This window comes from Tumidithrix elongata BACA0141 (assembly GCF_036349135.1).
GTDB classification, from domain to species: Bacteria; Cyanobacteriota; Cyanobacteriia; order Pseudanabaenales; family Pseudanabaenaceae; genus Tumidithrix; species Tumidithrix elongata.
In genome coordinates this window covers 25,354-35,812 of sequence record NZ_JAZBJZ010000050.1, presented here as the reverse complement: position 1 = coordinate 35,812, position 10,459 = coordinate 25,354, and the positions used below count along the sequence as shown (strand labels likewise).

General features: G+C 49.9%; 8 protein-coding genes. 1 reads left to right on the top strand and 7 read right to left on the bottom strand.

The window, feature by feature from the left end; genetic code table 11:
- Positions 1–8 precede the first annotated feature (8 nt).
- On the bottom strand, positions 9–131 hold the full coding sequence (locus V2H45_RS13470; protein ID WP_330484161.1) for a hypothetical protein: 123 nt from the start codon (positions 129–131) through the stop codon (positions 9–11).
- A 228-nt stretch (positions 132–359) separates the two neighbouring features.
- On the opposite strand from V2H45_RS13470, the gene cax reads away from it, so the two are divergent.
- Positions 360–1,442 (top strand): calcium/proton exchanger, encoded by a 1,083-nt coding sequence (gene cax / locus V2H45_RS13465; RefSeq protein WP_330484160.1) that lies wholly within the window; start codon positions 360–362, stop codon positions 1,440–1,442.
- A gap of 43 nt (positions 1,443–1,485) precedes the next feature.
- Here cax and V2H45_RS13460 read toward each other — a convergent pair whose 3' ends face one another.
- The 6 genes from V2H45_RS13460 to V2H45_RS13435 form a co-directional block, all read right to left on the bottom strand.
- Complete coding sequence (locus V2H45_RS13460) at positions 1,486–1,866, bottom strand: DoxX family protein (protein ID WP_330484159.1); 381 nt, start codon at positions 1,864–1,866, stop codon at positions 1,486–1,488.
- 2 nt (positions 1,867–1,868) lie between these two features.
- Positions 1,869–2,756: an ABC transporter permease gene (locus V2H45_RS13455; protein ID WP_408648779.1), complete on the bottom strand. Its 888-nt coding sequence runs from the start codon at positions 2,754–2,756 to the stop codon at positions 1,869–1,871.
- A 31-nt stretch (positions 2,757–2,787) separates the two neighbouring features.
- Positions 2,788–3,795, bottom strand: coding sequence for an ABC transporter permease (locus V2H45_RS13450; RefSeq protein ID WP_330484157.1), 1,008 nt, complete (start codon positions 3,793–3,795; stop codon positions 2,788–2,790).
- Positions 3,796–4,204: 409 nt separating this feature from the next.
- On the bottom strand, positions 4,205–6,664 hold the full coding sequence (locus tag V2H45_RS13445) for an acyl-CoA dehydrogenase (RefSeq protein WP_408648778.1): 2,460 nt from the start codon (positions 6,662–6,664) through the stop codon (positions 4,205–4,207).
- Positions 6,665–6,742: 78 nt separating this feature from the next.
- Positions 6,743–7,924, bottom strand: a complete 1,182-nt coding sequence (locus V2H45_RS13440; RefSeq protein WP_330484155.1) for an acetyl-CoA C-acyltransferase — start codon at positions 7,922–7,924, stop codon at positions 6,743–6,745.
- Between the two features lie 127 nt (positions 7,925–8,051).
- Positions 8,052–10,409 carry a 3-hydroxyacyl-CoA dehydrogenase/enoyl-CoA hydratase family protein gene (locus V2H45_RS13435; protein ID WP_330484154.1) on the bottom strand — a complete coding sequence of 786 codons (2,358 nt, stop codon included), beginning with the start codon at positions 10,407–10,409 and terminating at the stop codon, positions 8,052–8,054.
- Positions 10,410–10,459: the final 50 nt, after the last annotated feature.

Sequence of the window (10,459 nt, the reverse complement as noted above, 5' to 3'; positions counted from 1 at the left end):
GAGTCCCTTTACGCAAAGATCTCTAGGCGTTGCATTTCATCCTTGAATTGGCGTTTGATTAAATCTTCAGCCTTGGGTATTTCCAAAACTGCAAATGCTGCCAATATCTCTTGTTTAACTTGCTCGACCATGGTTTCTATTCCATATATCCATAATTTAGTTTGCTTGACTCAAACTATGCTGAACGACAAAACAATTAATTAGCCTCACTTGTGATATTTCTTAGCTTTGCCACAATTTTCTGTTTCCTATACCAATCCTCGCTAAGATGTTCAGTAGCGCTTTGATTGGTTTAATAGGACTTACCCGTGAGAATGAGGAAATTGCGATCGCATCTAGACAGGACAAAGGATTAATTTATGCCCATGAGAAAATTGATCCCCTTAGTCCCACTCGTTTTCGTACCGATTTCGATCGCGGCTGACCAGCTAGCATGGGGCGACACTGCGGTTTTCTTTACCTCTGCCTTGGCGATTATTGCCGTATCGATTTGGTTGAGTACAGCCACCGAAAAGATTGCCGTGGTGATGGGGCCATCGATTGGGGGACTGGTGAATGCCGTATTTGGTAATGCCACCCAGCTCATTGTGGCACTCACTGCCTTGAGGGCAGGCTTAATCGATATTGTCAGAGCCAGCATTACGGGCAGCATTCTCTGCGATCTATTGCTTTTGTTGGGAATCGCTATGGTGGCGGGTGGTTTGCGCTATAAAGAGCAGAGCTTTCAGTCAATTTGGATGCGCGTGAATGGGTTGTCGATGTTGTTGGCTGTGGTGGCGATCGCCTTACCAACCCTAGTGATTTCCACCTCAAATATTGTCGATGCCTCGGCAATTCGGAATCTTTCCACGATTACAGCGGCTGTATTAATTCTCGTTTATGGGCTCACCTTGCTGTTTTCGCTCAAAACCCACAGCTATCTCTACGAAGTCGGGTTAGCCGAGGCAGAAACGGAATCTGCTGAAGAACATGCTCATGCCCCCAAGGTGGCGTTTTGGGTAATCGTCCTGCTCATTTCCACGATTGCGATCGCGATCGAATCGGAACTATTTGTCGGTGTGGTCGAGGCAGAAACTGCACAGCTAGCCCTGACCCCTCTGTTTACGGGTGTGGTTTTGCTACCGTTTGTGGGGGATATGGCAGGTTACGTTACCGTGATCAGGCTATCCCTCAAAAACAAGATGGATTTAACCGTAGCCACGACTACAGGAGATAGCCTACTGGTGGCGTTATTTATCGCGCCTGTCTTGGTGTTTGTCGGTCAAGCGATCGGGCAACCCCTCGATCTTAATTTCAATACCTTTGAGGTGTCTTCTCTCACGATCGCGGTGATCGTAGCGAACCTGATCGGTTTTGGTGGGCGTTCCAATTGGCTCGATGGCACGTTACTGATTGCCACCTATTTCATTTTGGGTGTGGCTTTTTACTACCATCCCGCCTAGGGTTTGCGTGGATCGGCTTGTAGGTTCGCTTCTAGATTCGCTTTTAATTCACCACGGGATCGGGTCTGGTTGCCCAATAGGCCCAAGCGATCAGCAGAAATTGCAGGGGTAAACGGATCCACAGAGCGATCGCGCTAATTTCGGGGAATACCTCGGGATGAAGTGCCATCTGAATATTGGCGGGAAAAACGGCGAATAATAGAGCGATCAGTCCCCAACCTGCAAGGCTCGTCAGTCTTGGAATCAGAACCATAATTCCCAAGGCAATTTCACATAATCCGCTCAGATAGATCAACTCTAAATGCAGCGGCAGATAGGGTGGCATCATTTTTAAATAAAAGCCAGAATTAAGAAAATGATTCGTTCCTGCCAGAACGTAAAAGAGCGCCAACAGGTATTTGAATCCGATTTTAAGTTTAGACATGATTAAGTATCCGATCGCGGATCGAGGCTATCTCTCAAGCCATCACCGAGTAGGTTAAATGCCAGCACGGTTATCGTAATCAATAAGCCGGGAAAAAGCATCGTCCAAGGTGCAGAGAGCGAATAGCCGCCCTTAAAGGCATCGGCCAACATCATGCCGAGTTCGGGTGTGGGAGGTTGAACGCCTAAGCCCAAAAATCCTAAACCTGCGGCTTCTAGGGTGGCAGTTCCAATTGATAGGGTTGCTTGCACCACTAGGGGCGGCAAACTCATGGGGAAAATATGACGAAATAGCAGGCGCATCGACGAAGCTCCTAGCGATTGAGAAGCGAGTACGAATTGCTGCGGCTTCAGAGAGAGAACCATACCTCGCGCTAAGCGAATATAAATGGGAATTTGTACAATTCCTACAGCAATTATTACCGTTTGGAGATTGGGACTTGTCACCGTAACGATCGCGATCGCCAGCAAAATCGAAGGAAATGCCAAGAGAATATCTGTCACCCAGCCGATCGCTAAATCTAGCCATCCCTGCACATAGCCTGCCAACAGTCCCACTAGGGTTCCGATCGCACAGCCCAAACTCACTGCCACAGTCCCAATCAGCAGAGAGGTGCGAATGCCATAGAGAACTAAAACGAGAATATCTCTGCCCAAACCATCCGTACCAAAGGGATGCTTGAGGCTCGGAGCTGCCAGCCGTGCCAGATAGTCCCGATCGATCGCAGGGTCGTAGGGATGAATGAAGGGAAATAGAATTGCCACGAGCAGCAGGGAGATCGTCAGCAGCAAACCAATCGCACCCGCACGGGATTTGAGAAATCGGGTTAAGAACCTATTTTGTAGCTGATTCTGTGACTGATTTTGATAGGGATGGAGTGGCGCAGTCATGATATTTGCGATCGCAGGTCGTCCACCCATTCTACAGGCGAATTCGCGGATCTAAAAAGCTGTAGGAAATATCCACGAGCAGATTCACGATCACAAAGGCTGAAGCAATCACAATCACTGCACCCTGAACGACGGGATAATCCCTCGCCAAGATGCCATCGTAAACCCACGAACCAATTCCATTCCAAGCAAAGATAGTTTCGGTGAGAATCGCGCCACCCAGCAGCGTGCCGAACTGCAAGCCAATTACCGTCACAATCGGCAGCAGAGCATTGCGTAAAGCATGGCGTAAAATCACGAGGCGATCGCTCAATCCCTTGGCTTTAGCAGTGCGAATGTAATCTTGCGATAGTACTTCTAGCATGGCACTGCGGGTCATGCGCCCAATAATCGCTAAGGGAATTGTGCCCAGAGTCAAAGCGGGGAGGATGAGATGGGCGATCGCATCGCGAAATATGGTGAAGTCTAAGCGCAGCAACCCATCTAATACGTAAAAGCCCGTAATCGGTTGGAAGTTCATTTCAAGATTGGTGCTCAAGCGTCCGCTCGGGGGCAGCCAGCGTAAATTTACGGCAAAGAGATAAACCAGCAGTAGTCCCAACCAATAGATCGGGAGAGAGACCCCAATTAACGAGCCTGTCATCATCAAGCGATCGATCCAGCTATTTTTGCGAACTGCTGCCAAAATCCCGAAGGGCATTCCGATCGCGATCGCCACAGTCGTCGCAGCGACAGATAGTTCCACCGTTGCAGGCACGCGGTTTCTCAGTTCTGCGATGATGGGAATGCCACTGATGATGCTCTGCCCCAAATCAAACTGCACCAGACGGGTGAGAAAGGCTAGGTATTGCAAAGGAAGCGGCGCATTCAAGCCCAGTTGCTGGCGCAGGGATGCCACTTGGTCTGGGGTGGCGCGTTCGCCCAACAAAACCACCGCAGGATCGCCAGGAATCAAATGTAGCAAGCAAAATACCAATAGCGTAATCCCCAGTAGAACGGGAACTACCCCTAGCGATCGCTTCAGAATATATAGCCACATGACAAGCCCACATGAAGATTTTGATTGATTTAAAAATCCCACACCCCTGTTTCATGCAAGCTGCGGGATTCTCTAATTTACTGCAACTTAGAAAAATTTTGGGGCAGGCGCTTGTAATATATGTAGTATGCGTATTACTATTTGTCTGGTTTCTTGAAATAAATTGAAAACGGTTTCATATCTCTGGGTGAGAAATCCCTTGTTCATGCCTAGCTGCTTAAATCACAGATTTTTGCAGACGAAGAGTGAGGGTTATCGTGGTTAACATAGGTTCGACTCCTATCTCACCCACTATCCTCTAAACTTCTACTTTTACCCCCCTTAATCCTCGCTTTACAAGGGGGAAAACTTAAATCCTCCCCCTTTGCAAGGGGGAGCTAGAGGGGGTAAAAATTTCCCAAACATGCTCTTAGAGGCAAGCCAAAGCAGTTGGCAGTGAATTCGTCACGATCGCATTGGGAGGATCAAATTTCTCATGTTTCTCATAGTTGGCAACTTTCGTCCCTTGCATATATTCATCCAAACTAAACGCATCGACCTGAATCGCATCATTACGGGCTACTTCGGCTTCTCGGAGAAGATTCGCCTCAGCTTCAGAAATAATATTGGCGCTTAAAGCTAGCGCGATCGCTTGCTCCAAATGGCTATCCAGTTTAATATTCAGAATCTGTCCCGATCGCGTGGCTAGTTTCAGTTTTTGGAAGACCATTTCAGCGCGATCGCTGAGGCTAAAGGCATTTTCCAAACGACCTAATGCCTCGTTGGAGTCGGTGGGAATATAGATGCCAAACGTGAGGCGATCGCGATCGCTGCCAAAGGTTTGGATGCTTTTGGCAATTTGACTGCCAAGGGCATCGGCAGGCAAGCTACCGATGGGATTCAAACGGCACCCACCGAGGAGAGGGACGCGAATTACCGCAGGCAAAGGCAAATTATCGAGAATTCCTTCTAATGCCAACTGGATTTGTGCCAAGCTATATTGCATTGCCCAATGGACAAAGGGAAGATCTTCTGACCTCTGACCCTCGGCAGCAAATCGTCGTAGGGTAGCGCTACCTAAATACAGCCAAGAGAGCAGATCGGCAAAGCGTCCTGTGAGTTTCTCGTGACGTTTTAAACTACCACCAAAGAGCAAGAAGGCACAATCGGTAAGGAAAGCGAAGGTTGCCGATGCCCAAGTTAGTTTCTGATAATAACGAGCGATTTCCTTCGGAAGACCCACTGCTGTTTCCATAGAATCCCAACTACGGGCAAGATAACCGCGCGACAGGCTCAAGAGTAGGCTGCGGAATCCATTCCTGACCGTGAAACCAAGATGATTCCATAAAAGCAGATCTAGAGCGATCGCATCTTGTTTTTGTAGGGCATCAATTTCTTGATAAATATAGGGGTGGCAACGAATCGCGCCCTGTCCGAAAATCATCATCGTGCGGGTGAGAATATTGGAACCCTCAACCGTAATTGGTATGGGCATGGCAGTGTAGAGATTCGCAAGCAAGTTGCGAGGGCCGCGACAAATACCCGCACCACCGAGCGTATCCATGCCGTCATTGACGATTTTTCTGGCGAGTTCGGTAAATTGATATTTGGCGATCGCCGCTGCCACCGCAGGTTTCTCACCGCGATCGACTGCCGCACAGGTATAGACACGCGCTGCCTCCATGAGATAGGTCAGACCGCCAATTCTGGCTAAGGGTTCTTCTACACCCTCAAAACGTCCGATCGGCAAGCCAAATTGTCGGCGCACGGCAGCATAGGCTCCTGTTACCCGCGTCACGAACTTGGCTACGCCCGTACAGGTAGCGGGGAAGCTAATTCCCCGACCTGCAGCAAGGGTTTGCACCAGCATTTGCCAACCGCGACCTGCCTGTTCCACGCCACCAATAATTTGCGTGATTGGAACTATAACGTTCGCGCCTTCGATGGGGGAGTTATAGAAGGGCACACCCATGGGGTCGTGACGCTTGCCTAAAATCACGCCTGCGGTATTACTGGGAATCAGAGCGCAGGTGATTCCTACATCTTCACCCTTGCCCAAGAGATTATCGGGATCGTAAAGTTTGAAAGCAAGTCCGAGTAGGGTGGCGATCGCCCCCAAAGTGATATAGCGTTTGCGGAAGTTCAGACGAATGTATAGATTGCCATCTTCTGCTTTGAATACCATACCCTTAGCGGTAATGCTGGCAGCATCGGAACCCGCACTAGGTTCCGTCAGGGCAAAACAGGGAATTTCTTCACCCTTTGCCAATCGGGGCAAATAGTAGTCTTTCTGGGCGGCTGTGCCATAGTTGAGCAGCAATTTGGCAGGCCCAAGGGAATTGGTCACGCCCACCGTGGCAGTGTGGATAAAAGAACGGGAGGCTAACTTCATCATCACCGCACTATAGGCAAGACTGGAGAAGCCCAAGCCACCATAGGATTTTGGAATCGTCATGCCCAAAAATCGCTCTTGTTTGAGATAGTCCCATAGGGCTGGAGGCATATCTTTGCGACGATGAATTTCCCAATCCGTTGCCATGGCACAGGCTTTTTCTACCTTAATATCCAGAAAAGACTGAACCTCAGGATCTAGGGTGGGATAGGGTTCGCTATGGATGCGTTGGAAGCTAGGATTTCCTGAAAAGAATTCGCCCTCAATCCACACCGTGCCTGACTCGATCGCAACCTGTTCCGTTGCTGAAATACTGGGCAAAAGTTTGAGCGTCCGAATCGCGTTCATGATTGGGGTTGTGACAACATATCGCCGCAAGAATGGCAGATTGAAGACAAGCGCAAGAATGCCAAAGATTCCCAAAATCCAAACAGGTGCGTTGAGCAGTAAAAGCGCGATCGCGCCGTAGAGCGACCACTGCCATAGGGATGCACCCATGTACCCCAACAGCAAGAGGGCGGCGAATAACAATGGCAAGGTAATTGCAAGAGGTAAAGTAATCACGATCTGGTTCTCCTAAAGCATTAAGTTCTCAAAGATAGCAGCGGCTCCCATACCACCGCCCACACACATCGTCACCAGTCCGTAACGAACGCTACGTCGTCTCATTTCATGCAGGAGCGTAGCTGTGAGTTTGGCTCCCGTGCAGCCTAGGGGATGTCCCAAGGCGATCGCACCCCCATTGACATTGACGATATCCTCATCCAAGCCCAACTTGCGAATCACGGCTAAGGCTTGCACGGCAAAGGCTTCGTTTAGTTCGATCAAGCCAATATCCGCCAAGGCGAGACCGACTTGATGGAGTACCTTAGGAACAGCGAGAATCGGCCCAATGCCCATAATTTCAGGCGGCACGCCTGCGACCGCAAATCCCAACATGCGACCGAGGGGTTGCAGTCCCAGTTCCTGCAATTTCCTCTGACTTACAAGAATCGAAACCGCCGCACCATCAGACATTTGCGAAGTATTGCCAGCAGTGATACTACCCCCCAAACGAAAAGCTGGAGGTAGATTCGCTAAGGCTTCTAAACTAGTATCGGAACGCGCTCCTTCATCTGTGGATAGTACGATTTCACTCGTCTCAGGTTTACCATCCACATACAGCGTTTCGCGCACAGTGACGGGAATGATTTCATCCTTGAGTTTTCCCGATCGCATTGCCGCGATCGCACGTTCGTGAGAGCGCAGGGCAAAAGCATCTTGATCGGCGCGGGAAATGCGATACTGTTCCGCCACATTCTCGGCAGTATGCCCCATGGCGCTATACACGGTGGGTATATTTTCCATCAGGACTGGGTTGGGCAGCATCACATGACCGCCCATGGGAATCAGACTCATGGACTCTGCCCCACCTGCAACCATAACCTCAGCCTGTCCTGTGGCGATCGCCTGCGATGCCATCGCGATCGCTTGCAAACCCGAAGCACAAAAGCGATTGACCGTAGCCCCTGCCACCGTATCGGGAAGTCCAGCCAGCCTTGCAATCACCCTTGCCATATTAAATCCCTGCTCTGCTTCAGGAAAAGCACAACCAAAGATGGCATCGTCGATGCTGTCCGTGGGAAGATCGGGAACTTTTTGCAGTGCTCCTTGCAAAGCGATCGCGCCCAGATCGTCGGGACGCATGTTTCTCAGCGTACCGCGAGGTGCTTTACCCACTGCGGTGCGCACGCTACTGACAATATATGTTTCATTCATAGCTTTCATTGTTTTCAATCTCCGTAATCAAGATCGGATTGACCTATCCCCCCTGCCCCCTTCCCTTAAAGGGAAGGGGGAGCCAAACTCCCCTCTCCTTGCAGGAGAGGGGCTGGGGGAGAGGTTCTTAATTTCTCAGTGGCTTTTTCGTTTTTAGAATGTGGGCAATACGTTCCTGCGTCTTGGGTTGCTCCAATAGTGGCAAAAAGGTTTCGCGTTCCAATTGCAGGAGATACTGTTCTGAAACTAGAGCAGGAGTAGAGAGTTCGCCACCAGTCATCACATAGGCGAGGCGATTGGCAAGATAGCGATCGTATTCGCTGGCATATCTGCCCTGTTGGAAGAGATAGGCGGTATGTTCCAAGACTGCCCTACCAGGACGACCTAGCACCATGATGTGATTGTTCTCAATCGGTGGCAGGTAACCAAGGCGATCCAAATGGAGGATTTCCGCTTTTGCCACAGCTAAACGGCGATCGCCATTCATGAGAATCTTGGCATTGTCAGGCAAGTAGCCCATTTCCCTTGCTTCGTGGGCGCTAGAAGAAACCTTTGCCATAGCGATCGTTTCAAACACGCGCGAAATTAACGGCTGAATGTGACTCGGTGTTTCTGATGCCGAACGTGCGACCGCACGCTTGACCGTACGGAGAATTCCACCTGCACCCGGAATCAGACCGACACTGACTTCCACCAACCCAATATAGGTCTCTGCGGCGGCAACCACATGGGGGCAAGCCAGCACGAGTTCGCAAGCTCCCCCAAGCACCCGCCCTTGAATAGCGGCAACAATCGGTTTGGGGGCGTAGTAAATGCGATGGAGGAGATTTTGGAAATCCACAATCAGTTTTTCCAAGACACCAAGATTGCCCGATTGAGCGGCTGTGACCATTTCCAGCAGATTCGCCCCACCCGAGAAATGATCGCTACCATTGCCGATCGCCATGCCTTTATAGTTACCTGACACCAAAATGTCTAGGGATTCCGATAGCCCCTCGATTACCTTAAAACTGAGCGTATTGCCCTTAGAGCGAAATTCGTACAGCAACACACCATCGCCCAGATCTAGCAGTGCGGCTTCAGAATTTTGCCACAGGGTCAGTTTAGGTTCCAATTTTAGCGCGTCTAGATCGATCGCATCCTTTAGGAATGGAACCTTAGCGTAGCCCTGTCCATGCCGATAGACTTCCAGATCCTGATGGATATCTTCTTGGTAAAAACGCTTACCGCCCTCGGAGTCTAGGATTTCTATCCATGTAGGTATCGGTATATTCGCCGATCGCATATCCGACAAGACCGTTTCAAAGCCCAGCGTTTCCCAAAGTTCAAAGGATCCTAATTCCCAGCCAAAACCCCAGCACAGGGCGCGATCGATACCGAGGGGACTATCGGCAATTTCAGGAATCCTACGGGCACTGTAAGCCAAGATTTCCAACGTAGTTTGACGGAAAAATTCACCCGCCCGACCAGGATCGCGATAGAGCGCCATCAGGCGATCGGACAACTTGGGCAATTTCGCAATCGCTGCAATCTCCAGAGAATCCGTAGAATCGGTAGCTTCGTATGTCAAGGTTTCAGGATTGAGCGCAAGAATTTCGGACTTCTGCTTTTTATAGAAACCCTGTCCTGTTTTTGCACCCAAGGTTCCCGTAGCGACCAGTTTTCGCATCACCTCGGGCACTTGAAAGATCTCGCGACTCTCATCGTTGGGGATAGCAGGATAAAGATGGTCGGCGACGTAGGTGAGGGTGTCCAGCCCGATCAGATCGGCAGTGCGGAAGGTGGCTGATTTGGGTCTGCCCACCAATGTCCCCGTTAAGGCATCAATCTCGGCGATCGTGTAATTTTGCTCAGTCCATGCCTTTACAGAGAGAAGCGTGGCATACATGCCAATCCGATTGGCAATGAAATTTGGCGTGTCTTTGGCAATCACAATACCCTTGCCTAAATGTAACTCCCCAAACCATTGCATTCTTGCCAACACCTGCGCGTCAGTGTCTTCCGTGGGAATTAGCTCGAGTAATTTGAGATAGCGTGGCGGGTTGAAAAAATGCGTTCCTAAAAAGCGTCTGCGAAAAGATTTGGTTCGTCCCTTGGCGATCGCGTGAATGGGTAAGCCGCTAGTGTTCGTAGAAATAATCGCATCGGGATGCACGACAGACTCTAATCGTGCCATCAAGGCTTGTTTGGTGGGTAGATGTTCTACAATTGCTTCCACCACCCAATCTACCGTTGCCAAGCGATCGAAATGTTCTTCAAAATTGCCGAGAATGACGCGCCGCGAGGTTTTCTCAGTAAAGCAAATCGGTGGCGATAGTTTCAGAGCTTTCTTATAAGCAGATTCCACTAGCTCGTTTTTGCGACCCGAACTTGCAGGCAGATCGAGTAAATGAACGGTGAGACCAACATTGGCAAGGTGGGCGGCGATCTGACTGCCCATCACACCTGCACCAAGAACGGCAACGGTTCGGAGTGGGGTAAACATAATTCTCATCCTCCTAGGGATAATAGATTTTTAAAGCGATAACTTGACCT

What these genes read in the sequence shown, in the direction of transcription:
- V2H45_RS13470 (WP_330484161.1), bottom strand. Translation starts at nt 131, where the DNA reads ATGGTCGAGCAAGTTAAACAAGAGATATTGGCAGCATTTGCAGTTTTG.
- cax (WP_330484160.1), top strand. Translation starts at nt 360, where the DNA reads ATGCCCATGAGAAAATTGATCCCCTTAGTCCCACTCGTTTTCGTACCG.
- V2H45_RS13460 (WP_330484159.1), bottom strand. Translation starts at nt 1,866, where the DNA reads ATGTCTAAACTTAAAATCGGATTCAAATACCTGTTGGCGCTCTTTTAC.
- V2H45_RS13455 (WP_408648779.1), bottom strand. Translation starts at nt 2,756, where the DNA reads ATGACTGCGCCACTCCATCCCTATCAAAATCAGTCACAGAATCAGCTA.
- V2H45_RS13450 (WP_330484157.1), bottom strand. Translation starts at nt 3,795, where the DNA reads ATGTGGCTATATATTCTGAAGCGATCGCTAGGGGTAGTTCCCGTTCTA.
- V2H45_RS13445 (WP_408648778.1), bottom strand. Translation starts at nt 6,664, where the DNA reads ATGGGTGCATCCCTATGGCAGTGGTCGCTCTACGGCGCGATCGCGCTT.
- V2H45_RS13440 (WP_330484155.1), bottom strand. Translation starts at nt 7,924, where the DNA reads ATGAATGAAACATATATTGTCAGTAGCGTGCGCACCGCAGTGGGTAAA.
- V2H45_RS13435 (WP_330484154.1), bottom strand. Translation starts at nt 10,409, where the DNA reads ATGTTTACCCCACTCCGAACCGTTGCCGTTCTTGGTGCAGGTGTGATG.